Origin of the sequence: Streptomyces sp. NPDC046805 (genome assembly GCF_040645355.1) — a bacterium.
Taxonomy (GTDB): Bacteria; Actinomycetota; Actinomycetes; order Streptomycetales; family Streptomycetaceae; genus Streptomyces.
The window spans coordinates 15,387-34,170 of the sequence record NZ_JBEYYC010000043.1 but is presented as its reverse complement, the minus strand read 5'-3'; the positions used below and the strand labels follow the sequence as shown (position 1 = coordinate 34,170).

The window sequence follows — 18,784 nt, the reverse complement described above, 5'->3', positions numbered from 1 at the left end:
CTGCCACCAGCGTCGCCCCACCCGGCCGGTGATCTTTCACTCGGATCGCGGTTGCCCAGGCAGTACACCAGTCAGCAATTCGCCGCCATGGCAACGGAGTTCGGGTTTCGTCTGCCCGTCGGTCACACCGGGCAGTGCTGGGACAACGCGCTCGCTGAGTCCTTCTTCGCCACCATCAAAAGGGAGTTGCTCGACACCGCCACCTGGCCAAGCCGGGCCGCCGCCCGCACCGCGATCTTCGACTTCATCGAGGGCTGGTACAACTTGCACCGGCTGCACATCAGCCTCGGCTACCGCAGTCCGGTCGAATACCAGACCGCACCCGCAGCCTGACCACCACACCGACGGTGTCCGTCAAAGCGGAACAAGTTCAATCCGAAGGACGGGGCTCCCTGAGATCGAGCCACAGCACCGAGACGTGCATGCCATCGCCAGCATCGCTCGGACCCCTCCCGGTGTAGCGGCAGATCCTCGGCGCGCCCTGCCGGTTCAGAGCAGGGCGGGGCCGTCGATCGAGTCCACGAAGTCGATCAAGGCGCGGTGGATGGTCCGCTTCTCCTGGTTGGGGAAGCGGACGTTGTGCCGGAAGTAGCGGTGGAAAGCGATGATCAAGGCGGCGTGCTCGATCTCCAGCGGCAGCGTGGCGACGTCCTCGCCGGCCAGGGGGACGACGGAGCGGTAGCCGTCGACCAGCGCTCGCACCCGCGAGGGAATGAGTGTGTTGTTCTCCTGGGCGAGGCCGACGGCGGACATGCCCAGGTCGAGAAGGGGGTCGTCGAGGGACACCGTCTCCCAATCCAGGATCGTGAGCCGAGATTTCTCGCCGACCACGAGGTTGTCGGCGAACAGGTCGCCGTGAACGATCCTGCGCTGCCGCTGGGTCCCGGCCTCGGCGGTACGGACGCGGTCCAGTCCAGTGGTCAGCCAGTCGGCGAAGGCGCGATCCTCGAACTGCGGGATGTGTTCGAGGTGGGCCGGGGAGAGGCGCCGGGTGCCGACTGGGACGTCTTCGAGGCCGGGCGAGGCGGGGTCAATGGCGTGGAGCTGCGCGAGGGCGCGGCCAGCGTCCGGAAGCAGTGCCAACGGCAGCGGTTCGATGACCTCACCGGCCACCCACCTCTTCAGGATTACCGTGGAGTCGCCCAGCGGGACGGTCAGCGAACCGTCGCGGGCGGGCACGACCTCGATGGTGGGGATGCCCAAACGGAACAGGGCCTGGGCGTGCACGGCCAGTCGCTGAGCGCTGTGGGCGTCGTGGTTGTCCAGGATCGTGAGGACGAACTCCCCGCTCGGGCTGGCGACGCGGAAGCTCGAGTTGGCGGCGCCGCCGGCCAGGGCTGTCAGCTTCGGCTGCTCGATGCCGTAGCGGCCGGCCAGCACGGGCACGTCGATCTGGTCGAGCGTGGTGTAGTTCGCCACCGGGGTCATTCTCCTCTGTTCGCTGAGACTTCCCGCCGACGGTCGGCGACGAGCGCCGCCCATCGTGCTTGAGTCTGCTGCACGCCGTCCAGCCACTGCGCGGCGGGCAGTTCCGTAGGCGGCTGGTCTCCTGCCATGAGGTAGGTGAGCTCCATCAGGTAGGCGAACTCCTCGCCCCTCACCGAGGTGCGCAGCCGATCCCGCGCCTCCTCCAACAGGGAGGGTGAGTCGAGGACGGTGGCGTGGAAGCAGCCAGCGAGGCGCGCGTAAGCGACGGACGAGGTCAGTCCGGCTTCCTGCGCCAAGGTGGCTACCCGCTCCGCGCGTTCCGGCAGATCCGATGCCAGGCCCGCATCCCGCACCAGGACGGCAATCTGCACCTGTATCTCTGCCCAGCGGATGGATGCCTGTCCCAACAACTCCTTTGCCCGAGCGATCTGTTCTGCGGCTCGGGGCCGGTCCTGAAAGGCAGAGGCAAAGGCCAGGCACGCCTGCGACAGCGCCGCCTCGCCCGGCTGTCCCGTACTCAGGGCCTCGTCGCGGCTGGCGGCGTAGGAGGAGCAGGCGAGGGCGATGGTGCCCTGGCTCCACCACAGGTCGCCCAGGACACGGTCGCGCCGGCCCTCGGTTCCCAGCGCCTCGGCGGCGGCGCGAACCTGCGGGAATCGCCCCACCCGGCGTGCGAGGTGGGCCTGCCCACGGGCGGCCGTCGCGGCCAATCGGCCTCCGACGTCGATGACCTGCTGCATGCCCGCCAGGGAGGCTTGGAAATTGCCCAGGTCCCGGTCACACTCGGCGAGGAAGTACTGCGGCAATTCGCGCAATGTCTCCGGCAGTTGCCCGGAGGCGAGGACCGCGCGCAGCGTCTCGGCGGTCAGGCTGCGGTGTCGGCTCTGCCGGTCCGCGATCGCGGCCAGCGTCACCGACAGCGCGTGAGCCGGGGTGGTGATCGAGGCCAGGTCGCTCACATCGGTTTCCGCCGTACCGAGGGGTTCCCAGAGGAAGTCCTCGACGTAGCGGAAGGCGGCCTCTTCCAGCCAGCCGAGGTCAAGGCGGTAGTCGTTCGCCAGCCGCAGCCCCTGGCGGAGGGAGGCCACCAGCCGGGTGCGGTCTCGGTCCGTCTCGCCGCCCAGAGCTTGGAAGGCGCGCAGGGCTGTCCGCTGCCAGTCAGCGTCGCTCCAGCGGTCCTCACTGGTGGAGTCTGCCTCCCGGACCGTCTCGCGGATCAGGTCATGAAGCTGGTAAGGCCAGGGCGCAGCCGGGTCGGCATCGACGAAGGGGCGCTCGACCAGGTCCATCGCAGGGGCGTCGTGATCCAGACTGGAGGCAGCTGTGGCCAGGCTGATCGAGAAAGCGTCGAGCAGACTCACCGAGCGCAGTACCCGTCGTGTCTCCGGCGGCAGGTCGCGGAAGGTCCGGGCGACCAAGGCGGGGAAATCGAGATTGAATTCGTGCACCTCGGGGGTGCGTCCGTTGCGGCGGTACAGGTCCAGGAACCGCATGACGGCGAGGTCGAGGTAGAGCGGAAGTCCGTAGGAGTTCCGGGTGATCAAGTAGCGCGTGCGGTCGTCCAGCAGCGGCTCCCCGCCGATGGTCAGCCGCTCGCAAAGGTAGATATCGCAGTCCTCGGCCGACAGATACCCGACCGTGTGCTGTCGAGGTTCCTCGCGGACACCACCGACGAGCTGCGGCCAGCACTCCGGACCCGCCCAGTCCAGCTGCCCCTCCAGAGTCGCGTCAGCCCACTGCAACCGGTTCCGGCCGGTGATAACGAACAGCGCATTCGGCATCAGCCACACGACGCGTTGGATCAGCTTCTCCAGGTCCCGATGTCCTCGGCGGCCGGCGTCCTCGAAGGTGTCCAACAGCACGACCGGCGTGACCCGGTGCCGCTCCGGGAGCTGCTCCAGATCCCAGGCGAGCAGGTGGGCGAAGTAGCTGAGCGTGTCCTGGCTGGGCTCGGCCTCCAGCAGGTCGGCCAACCGCCGACAACCGGCCAGCGTCCGCACCCAGTGACGTCGATCGCGCAGCGCACCCACCAGCGACCGCAGGCCGAGACCGACCAGGGCACCGGTGGTGCCAGGTAAGGCCAGAACCTGGGCGGCGTCGGAGAGCACCGACTGCATCTGTTGGGACAACACGTTGGAGCCAGGCAGCCGGCTGAACCACGTCCGGCGCCGCAGATATTCCTCAAGCGGCTCGCCCGGGTGTGTGCTCTGCCAGTAGCGCTGGAAGGCGATATCGAAGGCAGGCATCGCATGGCCCAGGTCCGCCACCGCCAGCCGTAGGGCTAGCATCAGAGACTCTACGTCCGCCCCCGTCTCGCGCGAGAGGTCAATGCGGACGGGCAGTACGCGACCCACGCTCGGATTCAGCGGCGGCCAGTCCTCCCGGCCAGTTGCCGCGTCTGCGAGACGGTCGGCCACACCACGGGATAGCGTCGACTTGCCTATGCCGCCAACACCGTAAAAAACCAGGACATTGCGGCGCGGGGCTTCCAGGTCCTCGACGTCGAACCCGGGAGCACGAACCCGTTCAGTATGACGAACCAGGCTCTCCGTGACGGACGCCCACTCGCCCTGCCGGTCGGCGAAGAAGTCGACGGCCTTCAACTCGCGGTCGTTGGACCGGAACAACGCACGTAGATCAGACCCGGACACCCAGCACCCCCGTCCCATGAAACTGACCCGTGCAGCGCAACAGTCGGCCTGATGCGACGTCAAGGAAAAATCTACACACGGTGCGAACCTGAGCCGCAAGAGCCAACCGTGGAGTCCGGGCCTTGACCCTTGATCCTGGACACACGAGACACTGGATCCTGAGGATCTGAGAACGGACATCTCGTGGTCATGAAGAACTATCCGCCGCAGTTCAAGGCGGACGCGGTCGCGTTGTACCAGTCGCGGCCCGAGGCGACGATCCGGCAGGTCGCCGCCGATCTGGGAATCAATCCCGAGACCTTGCGGAACCGGGTCCGGGCAGCCGGCGCGAGCCGGCCGCGGGGACGCCGGGCGGAGGTGCCGACCGAGCCACCGACGCCGTTGGAGGCGGAGAACGCGGCCCTGCGCAAGAAGGTCCGCGAGCTGGAGGAGGAACGCGAGATCCTGCGCAAGGCGGCGAAGTATTTCGCCGGGGAGACGCGCTGGTGAACCGCTTCCAGTTCGTTGCCGACCACCACCGCCGCGAGCGGTAGACACAGGAGGAGTTCGCGTAGGCAGTGCGCTGGAGTGCCTCACGGGCGGTGATGCTCGGCCCGTCGTGAAGGATGAGGACATCAAGTGCCGTGTAGCGGCGGGCAGTCGGTCGTGGTGAGAGCGGTTCACACGGAAACTGGGCGCCTTCTCGGTCGCGCTGGCCGGCGAGCGGCCCGCCAGATAGATACGGTCGAATGTGCAGGCCTGCACTCGGACCGTGGATGTCAGGAGTTGCGGGGGGCTACCAGGCCGGATTCGTAGGCGAGGACGACGAGTTGAGCGCGGTCGCGGGCGTGGACCTTGGCCATGGCCCGGTTGATGTGGGTTTTCGCGGTCAGTGGGCTGATCACCAAGCGGTCGGCGATCTCGTTGTTGGACAGGCCCTGCGCGACAAGTGTGACAGCCTCGCGTTCGCGGTTGGTCAGCTCTTCCAGTCCGGTTCCGGTATGAGTGTGGAGCGGCTGGGTGACGTACCGGTGGATCAGCTTTCGGGTGATGGACGGTGCGAGCAGGGCGTCGCCGCGGGCGGCGACGCGTACGGCGTGCAGGAGGTCTTCGGGGACGATGTCCTTGACGAGGAATCCGGCGGCGCCGGCGCGCAATGCGTTGAAGACGTATTCGTCCATGCCGTAGTTGGTCAAAATGACGACGTGCACCCGGGCCAGGGCCGGGTCGGCGGCGATGCGCCGGGTGGCCTCGATGCCGTCGATGATCGGCATCTGGATGTCGATGAGCACGATGTCGGGCAGGTGCTCCCTGGCCAGCACCAGGCCCTCCTGCCCGTCGGCGGCCTCGGCCACCACCTCGATGTCGTCTTCTAGGTCGAGGAGCGCGCGGAATCCGCTGCGAATGAGCGGCTGGTCGTCGACCAGCAGGACGCGGATCATGACATCTGCTCCACGGGGAGTTCGGCCTGGACGGTGAAGCCGCGCTCGCTGCGCGGTTCGGCGCGCAGCCGGCCGCCGAGGGCGGTGACACGTTCGCGCATGCCGAGCAGCCCGAAGCCGGGCGTCGGCGCGGTGTGCGGCGTGGCCTTGCCGTCGTCGTCGATGCGTATCGCGAGGGCGTCGGGCCGGCAGTCGATCCGGACCGACGCCGTGGCGGCGTCGGCGTGGCGGGCGATGTTGGTCAACGACTCCTGAACGATCCGGTAGGCGGTCCGGCCCACCGCGGCCGGCACATCGTGCCGCTGTCCTTCGATGGTCAGCGTCGCCTTCAGGCCGGTGTTGCCGGCCCGCTCCACCAGCTCCGGGATGTGGTCGAGCCCACGGGGCGGGGTGGCGTCGTCGTTGCGCAGAGCTTGCAGGGTCGCGCGCAGTTCGCGAGTCGCCTCACGTCCGGCCTCCTGGATCGCCAGCAGGGTCTCCGGCACCTGCTCGCCGCGCCGTCGGGCCAGGTGGACGGCGACTTCGGACTGCACCTTGATGATCGAGATCTGGTGGGTGAGCGAATCGTGCAGTTCCCGCGCTATGTGCAGCCGTTCCTCATCGGCGCGGCGCAGCGCGGTCTCCTCCCGGGTGCGCTCGGCTTCGTCCGCCCGTCGCTCGGCCTGCCGCACAGCCTCCCCCGCGGCAAAGGCCGCGATCAGCCAAGCCAGCTCCAGGGTGCCGCGGGCCTGCGCGAACGTCTCGCCCACGGGCCCGTCGTGGAAGACCAGGGCCGTGAGGTGCAGAGCGACCAGCATGGTCACGGACGTCGCCACCGTGATGGCACGGTGCCCGGCCCGCACTGCGGCGTACACCGCGACCAGGTACGAGACGGCGAGCACGTCGAAACCGGCCGCCAGATACCCCACCGCGCACAGCCCGGTGGCGGCCAGGACAACAAGCGGAGCCCGGCGGCGCGCGGCCAGCGCCAGGCCACCGGCCGCCAGCAGTATGTAGCCGAGCAGATCGGGCCCCGTGCCGGGGTGCTCCCTGGACCACCCGGTGCCCAGCAGCAGCGCCGCCACCCCGGCAGCGACCGCCCAGTCAGTGACACAAGCCGGGACACGGATCCGTCCTTTGTCCATGCGCGCAACCTAGCCGGATGTCGCTGAGGGCGAATCCCGCTCGCGGACGAGCGGCCGCCTACCGCACACGCAGTACCTGCGCGGCGCCTGCGACATCGGCGGCAGCCAAAGTGTCTGCGTCTGCCGGACGACCGGCGATGGGTCTGTCGGACATGCTCAGGCCGTAACCAGGCGCAGGAGGACAAGGAGGACCTCATGTCCGTCGGATTTATGCTTGCCGCACCGGCGGCCACGCACGCCTTGGCCCAGTCGGGCAACGTCGGTGCATACACCCTGACCGCCGCGCGATTCTGGGCCACCTCGGCCGCGCTGCTGGCGCTGGTCGGCGTGGTCATCGGTGGGCTGGCGCTGGCCCGCTCCAGGCGCCGTATCGGCAACGGCGGGAAAAAAGGGGCCATCGTGGCCGTGGTATCGGGACTGATCGCCGTGGTCGGCGGCGCGGTGAATCTGGCCGTCGCCGACGGTGGTCCCGGCACCGGCAACGGAGTAGTCGGTGGCGCCATAGCCCTGGTGCTGGGGCTGATCGCCATGGTCCTCGGCGGGCTAGCTCGGGCCCGCTCGCGCCGCACTGCCGCACCGGCTGACCGCAGCGAACACGAGCGCACGTTCGGGTCTGCCTGAAAATCCCCCCTCATCGTCAGCTCCTGGGCGAGTTCTACGACGCGCGAGAGCAGCCCGACGGCCTAGCGCGGTGGGGTCTGCTGCGCAGCGCCGGACGGCAGCCGGTCGACCTTGCACAGGAGCGGAAGCGCTACGACGCAAGCGACGAGATACAACCCGGCTGCCGTGCCGAGGCCAGCGCCCAGCCCTTCGGCCTACGCAGGCGCGGGCTTTGTCACGATCGACAACCATGCCTGAGGGACGACGAAGGCCGGTGCCGACCGCTGGACGGCACCGGCCTGACATCACGCTGCCGTCCATTCCAGCGCGAGTGCGGCCAGCGCAGCCAGTTTGTCGGCGGTCGGGGCGAACACATACTGCGCGGCGCACTACTGAACGATCGTGGGGCTTCCCGATCGCCGACGGGTGGGGGCCGGGGCCGGGCAGCCAGAGCCCGTGCGGGCCGCCGCCCAGCCTGAGGCGAACGAGCAGGAGCCGAGCGCGTGTGGTTGCCGACCGTGGGGCGGAGCGACAGCGCCGGGCAGCTGACCGTCGTCCTGCTGCTGCGCGCCAACCAGCGCAAGAGTTACGCGCTGGGCGACCGCTTCGAGCCTCGGCCTCGCGTGTGGGCAGGTGCCGTGCCGGGGCGTGTTCCCAGCGTCGCCGTGCAGCGCCGCCCCGGGCAACTCGCGTTCGTAATTACCGCCCATGCCCCACGGCAGCGAATCTGGTTCTTGAATCGCGACCGAACGAAAACGGGCGCCTCGCCCGGTAAAATGGCAGCTCAGCAAGTGTGCCCTCGCGCCCGCGGGGATGCTCCGTGCTGCACCGCCCCCGCGACGGAGCCGCCGGCGTCGCCCTCGCACCCGCGGGGATCGTCCGGTCCCTCGCCTTGCCATGGTCGTCTCGCGGTGCTGTCCGGACGGCGGCAGGCTGGGAGACGTGAGCCATGCTGCGCCGGTCGTCGTGCATCGGCCGTCCGCTGCGGGCGGCCGGAGGGTCACTGCGCACGCTCACGGCCGGGATGAGGATCTCGGCACTGCCTACAGCGACCACGACCTGGTCGTGTTCCTTGAAGCCGCGGGCGTCACCGACCCCGGGGACGTCCTGGACGATCCGCAGATGATCGACTGGCGGGGTGCCCCCGCTCACCACTGGGCCGCCCCCTGAATGAGGCCGACGGCCCTGCCGCCGGTCGGCGCATCCGCACCACCGTGACGACCGTGTGCCGAGCAGTGCCCGCCTCCACCACGACCCCGTCGGCACCAGGCGCGTAGGAGTGGCTGGCCTACGTGAACGCGCGGCGGCCCGGGGGATCAGGCGCTGGCTGATGAGGGGCGCGTGCGCGGACCACATGCCCACCCACGTGGGCTTGAAGGTGGTCCAGGGACCACCCCCGCGTGCGGGGACGATGGTCCCCACGTCCAGGTTGCGGTGCCGATCGTGGGCAGGTGCTCCCCGCCCGCGCGGGGTTGGTCCCTTCCTTGCGTCGTCATCGGCCACGACACCGTCGTGCTTCCCTCTTGTGTGGGGGGAGGGGGGAGCCCGACGCGCTATCGGTGTGGTGTCGGTGTGCTGTTGTGGGATTGCGGTTGTTGCTCTCTGGTGGCGGCCGGTTTCGCCGTGTAGCGTTGTTGTCGGATGTCGTGATCTTGCAGTGCCCGCCCGCGCTCCGGCGTGGGCGTTTTGCTGTGCGGTGTGGGATCGGGGCATCACGTTCGGGTTCGCGCGGTGCGGATCCGATATCGACCGGAAGGCTCAGCATGACCAGCGGAACCGTCAAGTGGTTCAATGCCGAAAAGGGCTTCGGCTTCATCTCCCAGGACGGCGGCGGCCCGGACGTCTTCGCGCACTACTCCAACATCAACTCTTCCGGCTTCCGCGAGCTCCAGGAGGGCCAGAAGGTGACTTTCGACGTCACCCAGGGGCAGAAGGGCCCGCAGGCGGAGAACATCAACGTCGCCTGACCTCGTACGGCCGCAGGTCCCGGAGCAGCCGCCGGGACCTGCGGCCGTATCGGCGACGACAGCGGCCGGCCGTGCAGGAACGGCCCGAACGTCTTCACCGAGTCGCGCGCGAGGGGCCGGTGCGCATGCGGGCACTGGACGCCGCCCAGCCACCATGACCACGGCAGCCGGCTCGCAGTCCGGTCCTTCGCAGCAGGTACCCCTCGCCTCCCACGGCAGGCGCCGGCCCCCTGCCGACGCCGCGGCTCCGGTGCGGCAGCAGACCCATCACGCTCCCCGAACCAGTCGCCGGACTCGTCCGTGACCTGGCCACCACCCGCCACCGCGGCCGCGTCAAAGACGGCACCACCGGCGCCGACACGCCCTGGCTGTTCCCCGGCATCCGCCCCCGGCACCCCCCTCGACTTCGCCGGCCTCGACGAACGCCTGAAGAAGATCGGCCTGCGCCCCCGCAGCGACCGCTCCACAGCCCTGTTCGCCCTCGCCGGAGAACTGCCCGCCGCCGTCCTCGCCAGACTCCTCGGCATCAGCACAGACACCGCCGCCACCTGGCAGCAGATCGCCGCCGGCGACTGGGCCGCCTACGCCGCAGCCGTAGCCGACCGCCCACAACCACCTCAGCCCGACTGACTCCTATGGTGCAGTCGGATGTTGCAAGCCTCCGAATACCCCCGCGCGCGTCACCGTGCCGCGCCCCATGCTCGTGGACGCTGATCCAGTCGCCATCGCAGGTCGCGGCCTCGATCACGAAGTCGCCGACGACCTTCAGCACGAACAGCTCACCGTCGTCCACGAGCTGCCGGGGAGTGGGGGGAAGGTGCCCTCGACGGGCCTCTTCGCGAGGATCGGGCCACCGGCGGCGAGGCATGCAGCGGATCAACGGGACGTACGTACCGCGGCCTTCCCTGCGGTGGCCGTGGGCTGCACGGTCACGGCCTGGTCGGAGGCGTGGACCTCGTAGGCGCGCGGGCGGTGCGGGCCAAGGCACAGGAAGCCCTTGCGCTCCAGCGCCATCAGCTTGGTGGGGCGGCCTGTCACCGAGGACGCTCGCCTGGCTGGGTCAGCGGGTCCGTGCCGAGCTGACTACCCATGACGTGGGTCTGGCCATACTCGGCCCGTTCCAGGAGCTCGGCCCGTCGCCTTTTTGCCATTCGCCTCCGTCTACCGGGCGTTCGACTCAATCGAGGACTTCGCGGCTGCCATCACGGAGCTGATGGCAGCGCCCTGCAGGGGTCGTTTCCCCGAGACGCATGGGCTGAAGAACGTCCCCGCTCTGCTGTCCACCCGCTCGCGGACCTGCCGCGTGCCCGACCCCAAGAGGGGACTCGTGCCCATCACCGTCGTACTCGTTCCGCTCGTCGCACTGCTCTTGGTCATAGCCGGTCTTTTCCTTGTCAGCAGCCTCGGCTACGTCGTCTACCGCCGTCCGGCGCTCGCCCAGCCCGTCGGGCATCGCGGGCGTCCTCGCCGCGATCGTGATCGGCATGGTCCAGACCGTGACGCCTTGACGGCAGCACCCCGATCGGATCCCCGACCTCCTCAGTCCCTCCACCAGAGGCCGACCCCTGCAGAAAACGGCCTGCAGCGCTCGTGCCCGCTCCGGCCCACCGTGACAGCGGGTGCCGAGCAGGTTTTGCGACGCCTTGAGACCACGGTGGGCTCGACACCGGCGCCCTGCGTGGCCTTCTGATTTCCCTGCCGGTGCCGCGCTGGGTCGGAAACCCTCACCACCGCCCTGGCCAACGCCGTTGAACCGGTTCTTGTCGGTGCTGCTGATCGGTACCGTGCGTTCGGCACACGGAGCAGCCGGTCGAGGGGGACCACTCATGAACTGGGCCATGACCGATGACTATGCCGCGATCACCACGTCCATCATGGCCGCCGTCCAAGTGATCGCCACCGTTCAGTTCGAGCGTCTCCTCAAAGAATGGACGGCCCCGGTACTTACGTCGACAGAGCGTAAGTGGGCCGCTCAGGACAGGGTCATAGCGCGGCTGAAGGCAGACCAGGAACCGACGCAACAGGAACTGGCCGAGCTGGGCGAGACCACTGTGCTGCGCCAGCAGGCGGAGAGGGACGGAAGGAACGGATTGATCAAGTTCGGTGTCACCGGGGTGCTTTGGGCGACTCTTTCCCTGCTCATCGTGTGGACCATCGTCAAGGTCCTCCGATGGTCAGCGACTCCTCATCATGGACCGGCGCCTGAACTGGCATCCTTCGTTTTCCTCACCACGGTGAGTGCTGTGGGAGCCCTTGTCCTCGCCGCCATGGTCAGCGTGATGGCACGGGTCATCGGCAGCGCCTTCGTGGATGAAAGGCGCCAGAAGGCGCTGAGAGAACACCTTGACGAAGTGGACCGCCGTCTGCGCGCATATGAAGAGTCCCTGAGTACCACCTCTGACGAGGGCGGTGGCATCCCGACGACGGGAGCACCGGCGGACGGATAACGCTTCACCGACGTAAGGGCCAGGGGCCGCCCGGCGCAGAAAGGCCGACCCCGCCCACAGCCGGGCGTGTACACGTTGTGGGCCTTGTTTCCCTCCTGCCGTGACATGGCCGGAGTTGATGTGGACCGAGCAAGCCGACGACGGCGCGATCGAACACGCCGTGATGCCGATGACCGTGCACCCGAAGAAGGGCGGAAAGCAGGCGGAGGTGCCGGTCCGGGTGACCTACCGGTCCAGTGATCCCTACGCGGTTGAGGCCGTCTTCTACCGCGAAGGTCCGGGAGATGAGGTGGTGTGGAGCTTCGCACGTGATCTGCTCGTCGAAGGGCTAAAGCACAGCGGAGGAGAAGGCGACGTCACCGTGTGGACTCCGCCCGATCCGCCGACGCGGCACGCGGAACGCCGCACCTTCATCCAGCTGAGCTCACCGGAAGGAACGGCGCTGCTGTCCGCTCCGCATGCCCAGCTGAAGCGGTTCGTGGACAAGACACTCCTCCTGGTTGCCGCAGGTACCGAGCACCAGCGGTTCGGCAACACACTCGACCGAACCATGCGCAGTTCCAGTCGCCGAATCTCGGGCAGGTCAGCTTCCCAGTTCGCTCTCGAGCCGCTACGAACGCGACCGCCCCGGCGAGCTGGTCCACGTCGACGTCAAGAAACTCGGCCGGATCCCGGACGGCGGCGGTCACAAGGTCCTGGGCCGCCAGGCCGGCCGCGCCCGGCGCAACAGCATGGGCTTCGACTACGTCCACTCCGCCGTCGACGACCACAGCCGCCTCGCCTTGGCCATCGGCAGGACCATCAGGAAGGGCGGCGGCAAGGTGTGGCTCCGGCATGCCAAGTCGGGCGAGCCGTGCGAACGGTCCCGCTGCCGCTGCCGCTGCCGCTGCCGCTGCCGCTGCCGCTGCCGCTGCCGCTGCCGCTGCCGCTGCCGCCGCCGTCGAGGCGCTCGATGCCATCAGTGATCCACTCCATGTCCGTCACGGACGGGCCCCTGCCGTTTGTCGTCGAAGCCGAAGCCGAGCAGCAGATAGCGGCCCTGGACCCGCGGCGAGGGGAACACCGCGGCTTCCACGACCGCGCCGGGCCCCTTGCCCGTGCTGACCTTCCAGCGGATGAAGAACCCCTTCCGTCCCGCGACCGTCACGGCCCCCGCGGCGGTCCCGCGATGTCCGGTGATGCCGCCGTAGTCCTTCCGGCCGCTCGTGTTGGTCCCGTACACGCTCTGCGCGACCTCGCCGATCTCGGCCTGTGCCAGCTCCTTGAGGGGCAGGTCGCCAGGATGGTCGATGACCCGCGTGTACGCCCCGCCGGGCAGGCAGGAGTCGGCGGGCACCGCCGGGCAGTGGTACACGGTGCCGTACCCGAGGCCCGCGCCGGTCTTGGTGGAAGTGCCCCGCCAGCCGCGCAGCACGGGGAGGCGAAGGCCGTTGACCGTGTCGTCGACGCGTCCGGTGATGGCCGGGCGCCGCCCGGGGGGGCCGGCTCCCGCCACTGTGGCGGTCCTCGCCCGCGGATCCGGAAGGGCTCGGCTGAGCGTGCGGCTCCGACGGGCTCGGCGCGTGCCGGTCAGGGGAAGCGGACCCGTGGGCCGACAATCCCTTGCGCCCGCCGTCGCCGGCGGTCAGCACCACCGCCGCCGTGACACCCCCGGCGACCAGAACGAGGGCGCCGGCTATGAGGCCCACGACCAGGCCGCGGCGCCGCCTGCCCCCGCCGGGCGGCTGCGGCGCCCGCACATGATCGGTCCAGGTCGTGCCGTTCCATCACCGATGCCCGGCCGGGCCGCCGTCCTCATGCCACGGGTCCGGGTACCACCCAAGGGTCGCCATGTCCACGACGGCAACCCTCAGCTTCAGACGGCGGGGCCTCCGAGATTGACCGTCCCGCGCGCCTCACAGCGGTGTCACGTGCGCGCGTTCAGTCATTCCATGCTCCCTTTCTGTGACCAATCCATATAGGGGCTATCGCGCGAGGTGGCCTGGCCGACGGGTACGGCCCGCCTCGACGAGGACGCTGTGCGGTGGCGATAAGGCGTAGCCTGGGCGATGGGCCACAGAGCGGGCCGTGACGGACAAACACGAGCCCAGGAGTGGTGCGCATGGTGACGATCCTGTTGTCCATCGTGTTCGCTCTGCTCGCGGCCGGCAGCAACGCGCTCGGGACGGTGTTGCAGCGGCGCGCCGTGGTCACTGTTTCTGCATCACCGTCCCTGCGTATCGGGCTGGTCCGCGATTTACTGCGCACCCCGGTCTGGTTCGGCGGGATCCTCGGCGTCATCTTCGCCGCTGTCTTTCAGGCTCTCGCTTTGGCTACCGGTTCGCTTGCCGCGGTGCAACCCATCTTCATTCTTGAACTGCCTCTGGCGCTTGTGATCGGAGGGGCCGTCTTTCACGTCACTGTGACGCGGAAGGCCTGGTTGTGTGTGGCCTGCATCGTCGGTGGACTGGCGCTGGCACTCTTTTCTCTGGCTCCTACGGGAGGCCGCGCACAGGTGCCCGGGATTTGGTGGCTGCCGGCACTCGCGGTCACTGGAGGGACCGGCGCTGTCCTTGTTCTCGCCGGTCTGCGACGTCCCGTCGGTCTGATACGAGCGGCTGCCCTCGGAGCGGCCGCGGCCATCGGAAACGCCGTCACCGCGGCGCTGGTCAAGTCGGCCATGAACATTCTCTCCACTCAGGGTGCCGTTGCCTTTTTCCTGGCATGGCAGACGTACGTCTTCGCGGCTGTTGGCGCTTTTTCTCTGTTCCTGCTCGGGATGGCCATGCAAGGGGGCCCTCTCATCGGCTCTCAACCTGCTTTGACGCTTGGCGATGCCATGGTGAGTTTCTGCCTGGGCGTGACGATCTACGGAGAGCAACCGCGTGACGGATTCTGGCTCGTCCCGGCCCTGCTGGGACTGGGCGTGCTCCTCTACGGAATTTTTGCGCTGTCCCGGACCAAGTGCCTCGCAGGGTGCCTCGACCTGGGCGAGGACGAGCACGACACCATCGAGCAGCCTGCCGCAGCAGCGGGGTGAAAATAGGCGAGCGGGAAGAAGCGCGGGGCAGGAGCAGGCTGTCGCTGGAGCCCGGTGCCAGCCGCCGGAAGCATGCTGGCTGACGCGGCAACCTTGATGAGGGCGAGCCGCATGCTTTGCCAGGGAGCTACCTCAACAGTGTGCACGACCCCCGCGAGCCGTTTCGCCTCGAGAAGTTTGTCTCCCATGGCTGGTCCGGGATCCGCTCGTTGCCAGCCGTACGGGACCAGGTGGAGGCCACGCCTCACCGGTGCGTGCGGCACCGGCCGGCAGGGCCGACAGCCGCGGCTACGACGGAGGCAAGAAGATCAACGGCAGGCGCCGGCACCTGATCTGCGACGGCCCACAGCTTCGTGATCGTGGGAAACCGTGTCCGCAGCGCGGGCAGCATGTCCGCGGCGGCCTGCCGGTCAGTGACATCCGCGGGCAGCACCCGGACGGCCAGGAGCAGGCCGATCGATGACCTGCGCGGATTTCGCGTTCTGCCGCGCCGCTGGGTGGTGGAGAGAAGCTTCGGGTGGCTGTTGCGCTCGCGGCGCCTGGTCCGCGACTACGAGCGCCGGTGCGACTCCAGCGAGATGATCCTTTGGTCGATGACGATGCTCATGACCCGCCGCCTCGCACGCCGGCCCTGAGCGCGAACCGGCCCGAGGGCTCCTTGACCAACCACCCCTGCCGCACCAGCCGGTTCGCCTTCGACCGCACCCCCTCCACCTTCGCCGCCACCGGCTCCACCCCGAGCTCGGAGGCAAGTTCCTTGCATGACAGCGCACCTTCCGCTGCGATCAGGACCTTCATGATCCGCTGATACTCCGGTGAGAGCACCGCCACCACGAGCCCTTCACACCAAGCGGGCACCACCGGCCCCGGCACCGCACCCGACGGCGACGGCGACGGTTCAGGATCCCCGGACGCCGGCGTGGCAGCCTCCTCCACACCATCCGGGCTGGCGAGAACCTCCACCACGGTCTCCCGGGACACGACGAACCGCTCCCAGTCGAGCTCCGCTTCCCGCAACGCGGCCAGAACCCGGTCCGCCTCGGTCCGCAGCACTTCCACTCGCTGAGCGGCAGCTCGTTCCCGCTCTTCCAACAGCCCGATCACCGACGGCATCCCGCACCTCCACCGCTACGCAGACACGACGTGCTCTGCCTGCCACGGAAACCCCGGCACTATGCCTGACCAGCGACAACACCGCGATCAAGTACGGAAAGACAACAGCTTCTCGAGTGGCTGAGGTCTTTTGCTCCCCCCTCACAAGCCCCCAGCCAGGCCCGGGTTGGAGCCGTGGGGTGTGGAGCTGGGTTTGTTCGCGCGCGGCGTGGGCTGTGGCCATGGGTTGTCGGGAATGTTGTGTCGGGCGTATTCTCGGCTCTGACTGGGAAGGAATAGGGGAATTGGGCGGGGGGTCGGTTCAGGGTGCAGGGTGGGGATTCGAGGAATTTGGTATCCGTAAATTGGTGCCTGCTGTCTGAGGGGCTGTCAGTTTCTCTGCGGGTCCTTTCGAGTCGCCCCCGCCCCACCTAGCCGCGCTTTTCAAGAATTCGCGGAGCGAATTCCTGGCCGGAATTGCGGAGCAATTCCATACCCCGGAACGGAGTAACATGGATCAACTCCCCTGTGAAGCAGGGGAGTTGTCCCCCCGCCGAGCGGCGGCGCGTTGCGTCTGCGGAGCAGACCGGCTCAGCCTCGCAGGGGACGGGGTGATAGCGCAGTTATCACCCCGGAAGCGTCGGCTCCAGAGACGGTGAGGAACTCCGCTGAGGATCCTGACCGCGGCAACCGCCTTCCCAGCCGCCGACGCCGGGACTTCCCTGGGGCAATCCCGCGGCACTCGACCGCATCCTGTGCCAGCACATGACGCACGAAGGCCAGCTCACGTTGGCCAAGCTCCTCGCCGAATAACAGCGTGCACGCCGGTACCCGCGGCCGCCGCCTGGCCGGGATGGGTTCTGTCTGCGGTTGCTTCGCGATCGACCGCATTCTCCGCTTCCGGAGGGTGCAGCGACCGGAGGCAGAACGAACGAGCAGGCCGACGCACGTGGTCCAGCAAGACCACATCGCGGAGGGCAGACGGATCCGGTCCGGCCTCCACAGGATTCCAGCGAGGAACGCGCCCAAGTCCTCCCACGTCCACTGCGTACATGACAGGGTGAAACCTGTTCATCACTGATCCAGAAGGGGAGTACCGGTGGCCGCGCCACTACAGCTGACCCGGATACACCGCGTTCTCATCGGCACGGTCGTCACCGGCGCCGTGATCATCGCAGGGATCGGGTTCGCCGGTTCCTACGCGGCCGTCCGCGAGCTGGCGCTCAACAAGGGTTTCGGGAGCTTCTCCTACGTCTTCCCGATCGGCATCGACGCGGGCATCTGTGTGCTGCTTGCCCTGGACCTGCTCCTCACCTGGATCCGCATCCCCTTCCCGCTGCTGCGGCAGACCGCATGGCTTCTGACCGCCGCCACCATCGCATTCAATGGGGCAGCGGCCTGGCCGGACCCGTTGGGCGTCGGCATGCACGCGGTCATCCCCATACTCTTCGTGGTCGCCGTCGAAGCCGCCCGCCACGCCATTGGCCGCATAGCCGACATCACCGCCGACAAGCACATGGAGGGCGTACGCCTCACCCGCTGGCTGCTCTCCCCAATCCCCACGTTTCTACTCTGGCGCCGCATGAAGCTGTGGGAGCTTCGCTCCTACGACCAGGTCATCAAGCTCGAACAGGAACGCCTCGTCTACCAGGCCCGCCTCCGCTCCCGCTTCGGCCGCGCCTGGCGCCGCAAGGCCCCGGTGGAGTCGCTGATGCCTCTCCGCCTGGCCCGCTATGGCGTACCCCTGGCCGAGACGGCCCCGGCCGGCCTGGCCGCCGCCGGTATCGACGAGCCGCCCATCCAGTTCACCGTCGACCGAACCCCGGTACCGGCGCAGCGGCGCAGCCCCGAACTCGAGACGGTCGAGCAAGAGGACGGGCCTGCGCAACTGAGTGCCTCGGAGCCTCAGCCGACGAACCGGGCGCAGCCCGCGGAACACACCCGGTCGCACGGACCAGACGCGGAAGACGACAGGGAAGCCCGACACCTCGCCGATGCCTACCAGGCCTGGCTCGCCACCTTCGGATCCGAGCCCACAAGCGCGCAGCTCGCTATCTGGCTCCAGGACCAGTACGGCATCGCCACCGCGGCCGGCGGACCACTGTCGGACGAGCAACTCGAGCCTCTGCTGCAGGTCCTCAAGCGGCGCAATGCGCCGTCGGCCGACGCTGGGACCGAGCCCGAAGACACGCAAACCGCGGACGGACTGACGTGGAGCGACTACTTCTACAACGCCTGGCTCACGTACGCCCAGGAGCGCGGTTCCTACCCCGATGCGCCCGCCCTTGCCCAGTACGTCTACCAGCGCGACGGCATTACGGGCGCTAACGGCCAGCCGGTCACCGCAGCCGAACTTCAGGACTACGTCGGCGAATTCCATGACCGTGAGTTCGGCACCGGCGGCCCAGAGAGTGCGCCTGCCGAGGACGAAGCTGACAGGGATCCCAGCGATCGGGCGCACGGTGAGCCCTTGCTGGATCGGGAGACTGGACAGGAGGCTGTGGCCGCCAGCGCCCAGGCCGCCAGGGGGCAGCGGAGCCCGAGGATCGACGCCAAGGTCGACGAGCAGCCCCCGCCGCAGGATCCTGCTGAGGGAGGCGACCTGACCGTCGTCGACCGCTACTACCTCGCGTGGATGGAGTATCAGGCTCAGCACGGCGGCGAACCTGGTGCCGATGAGCTCTCCGCCTTCCTGGCGGAGAAGGGCATGCTCGGCCGGGGAGGGAAGCCCGTCGCCCCTTCCACGCTACGTCGCTACCCGCGTCAGTTCCGCACCTACAACGTTTGGGCGGAGCACCGCGTGCGCACCGAAGCGCCCTCGGCTGATGCCGTTGCGCACGACTGCGCAACCCGCGGGATTACCGCGCAGTACAACAAGCCGATCACACCAGCCCAGATCGCCGAGCAGACCGAAGACTTCGCGCGGCGCTGGCACGCGCTCACCCGGCATCACGCCGAGGCTCAGCAGTAGGCATCGTTCGGGTCGATTGCGCATCGGATTCTCGACAGCCTCCAGCAGGATGCGCAATCAGTAA

15 protein-coding genes and 6 pseudogenes are annotated in these 18,784 nt (G+C 68.5%); 13 read left to right on the top strand and 8 right to left on the bottom strand.

Going from position 1 to position 18,784, the window contains the following annotated elements; genetic code table 11:
• Positions 1–87: 87 nt before the first annotated feature.
• Positions 88–333 (top strand): integrase core domain-containing protein, encoded by a 246-nt coding sequence (locus tag ABZ910_RS32915; RefSeq protein WP_361372495.1) that lies wholly within the window; start codon positions 88–90, stop codon positions 331–333.
• Between the two features lie 156 nt (positions 334–489).
• On the opposite strand, the gene ABZ910_RS32910 is transcribed toward ABZ910_RS32915, so the two are convergent.
• On the bottom strand, positions 490–1,419 hold the full coding sequence (locus ABZ910_RS32910) for a phosphotransferase (protein ID WP_361372493.1): 930 nt from the start codon (positions 1,417–1,419) through the stop codon (positions 490–492).
• 5 nt (positions 1,420–1,424) lie between these two features.
• Positions 1,425–4,031 carry an ATP/GTP-binding protein gene (locus ABZ910_RS32905; protein ID WP_361372492.1) on the bottom strand — a complete coding sequence of 869 codons (2,607 nt, stop codon included), beginning with the start codon at positions 4,029–4,031 and terminating at the stop codon, positions 1,425–1,427.
• 231 nt (positions 4,032–4,262) lie between these two features.
• On the opposite strand from ABZ910_RS32905, the pseudogene ABZ910_RS32900 reads away from it, so the two are divergent.
• A pseudogene (locus ABZ910_RS32900) lies at positions 4,263–4,594 on the top strand (transposase); the annotation flags it as partial.
• A gap of 243 nt (positions 4,595–4,837) precedes the next feature.
• On the opposite strand, the gene ABZ910_RS32895 reads toward ABZ910_RS32900, so the two are convergent.
• Entirely contained in the window at positions 4,838–5,500 is a 663-nt protein-coding gene (locus tag ABZ910_RS32895; protein ID WP_361372490.1) for a response regulator transcription factor, read from the bottom strand.
• A complete protein-coding gene (locus tag ABZ910_RS32890; RefSeq protein WP_361372488.1) occupies positions 5,497–6,624 on the bottom strand; it encodes a sensor histidine kinase in 1,128 nt (375 codons plus the stop codon). Before ABZ910_RS32890 ends, ABZ910_RS32895 begins: the two co-directional genes overlap by 4 nt.
• A gap of 195 nt (positions 6,625–6,819) precedes the next feature.
• On the opposite strand from ABZ910_RS32890, the gene ABZ910_RS32885 reads away from it, so the two are divergent.
• The 4 genes from ABZ910_RS32885 (at position 6,820) to ABZ910_RS32870 (ending at position 9,821) form a co-directional block, all read left to right on the top strand.
• On the top strand, positions 6,820–7,245 hold the full coding sequence (locus ABZ910_RS32885; RefSeq protein WP_361372486.1) for a DUF6223 family protein: 426 nt from the start codon (positions 6,820–6,822) through the stop codon (positions 7,243–7,245).
• A gap of 921 nt (positions 7,246–8,166) precedes the next feature.
• A complete protein-coding gene (locus ABZ910_RS32880) occupies positions 8,167–8,394 on the top strand; it encodes a hypothetical protein (protein WP_361372484.1) in 228 nt (75 codons plus the stop codon).
• Positions 8,395–8,987: 593 nt separating this feature from the next.
• Complete coding sequence (locus ABZ910_RS32875; protein ID WP_361372482.1) at positions 8,988–9,191, top strand: cold-shock protein; 204 nt, start codon at positions 8,988–8,990, stop codon at positions 9,189–9,191.
• Positions 9,192–9,491: 300 nt separating this feature from the next.
• A complete protein-coding gene (locus tag ABZ910_RS32870) occupies positions 9,492–9,821 on the top strand; it encodes a hypothetical protein (RefSeq protein ID WP_361372480.1) in 330 nt (109 codons plus the stop codon).
• Between the two features lie 76 nt (positions 9,822–9,897).
• Here the strand turns inward: ABZ910_RS32870 and ABZ910_RS32865 are convergent.
• Positions 9,898–10,211 (bottom strand): annotated as a pseudogene (locus ABZ910_RS32865) (repressor LexA); the annotation flags it as partial.
• 4 nt (positions 10,212–10,215) lie between these two features.
• Here ABZ910_RS32865 and ABZ910_RS32860 point away from each other — a divergent pair.
• Positions 10,216–10,404 (top strand): annotated as a pseudogene (locus ABZ910_RS32860) (transcriptional regulator NrdR); the annotation flags it as partial.
• Here the strand turns inward: ABZ910_RS32860 and ABZ910_RS32855 are convergent.
• Entirely contained in the window at positions 10,369–10,677 is a 309-nt protein-coding gene (locus tag ABZ910_RS32855) for a hypothetical protein (RefSeq protein ID WP_361372525.1), read from the bottom strand. The pseudogene ABZ910_RS32860 and the gene ABZ910_RS32855 sit on opposite strands and share 36 nt — an antisense overlap.
• 352 nt (positions 10,678–11,029) lie before the next feature.
• Between ABZ910_RS32855 and ABZ910_RS32850 the strand changes: the two genes are divergently transcribed.
• The 3 genes and pseudogenes from ABZ910_RS32850 to ABZ910_RS32840 all read left to right on the top strand — a co-directional run.
• Complete coding sequence (locus tag ABZ910_RS32850; RefSeq protein ID WP_361372478.1) at positions 11,030–11,638, top strand: hypothetical protein; 609 nt, start codon at positions 11,030–11,032, stop codon at positions 11,636–11,638.
• Positions 11,639–11,756: 118 nt separating this feature from the next.
• Positions 11,757–12,143 (top strand): annotated as a pseudogene (locus ABZ910_RS32845) (SsgA family sporulation/cell division regulator); the annotation flags it as partial.
• Between the two features lie 103 nt (positions 12,144–12,246).
• A pseudogene (locus ABZ910_RS32840) lies at positions 12,247–12,420 on the top strand (IS481 family transposase); the annotation flags it as partial.
• A 176-nt stretch (positions 12,421–12,596) separates the two neighbouring features.
• On the opposite strand, the gene ABZ910_RS32835 reads toward ABZ910_RS32840, so the two are convergent.
• Positions 12,597–13,133: a hypothetical protein gene (locus ABZ910_RS32835; protein ID WP_361372476.1), complete on the bottom strand. Its 537-nt coding sequence runs from the start codon at positions 13,131–13,133 to the stop codon at positions 12,597–12,599.
• Between the two features lie 606 nt (positions 13,134–13,739).
• Here ABZ910_RS32835 and ABZ910_RS32830 point away from each other — a divergent pair.
• Both ABZ910_RS32830 and ABZ910_RS32825 read left to right on the top strand, forming a co-directional pair.
• Positions 13,740–14,657, top strand: coding sequence for a DMT family transporter (locus ABZ910_RS32830; RefSeq protein ID WP_361372474.1), 918 nt, complete (start codon positions 13,740–13,742; stop codon positions 14,655–14,657).
• A 467-nt stretch (positions 14,658–15,124) separates the two neighbouring features.
• Positions 15,125–15,292 (top strand): annotated as a pseudogene (locus ABZ910_RS32825) (transposase); the annotation flags it as partial.
• Here ABZ910_RS32825 and ABZ910_RS32820 read toward each other — a convergent pair.
• Positions 15,261–15,770 (bottom strand): hypothetical protein, encoded by a 510-nt coding sequence (locus ABZ910_RS32820; RefSeq protein ID WP_361372472.1) that lies wholly within the window; start codon positions 15,768–15,770, stop codon positions 15,261–15,263. The pseudogene ABZ910_RS32825 and the gene ABZ910_RS32820 overlap by 32 nt on opposite strands.
• 1,144 nt (positions 15,771–16,914) lie before the next feature.
• Between ABZ910_RS32820 and ABZ910_RS32815 the strand changes: the two genes are divergently transcribed.
• Complete coding sequence (locus ABZ910_RS32815; RefSeq protein ID WP_361372470.1) at positions 16,915–18,720, top strand: DUF2637 domain-containing protein; 1,806 nt, start codon at positions 16,915–16,917, stop codon at positions 18,718–18,720.
• Positions 18,721–18,784: the final 64 nt, after the last annotated feature.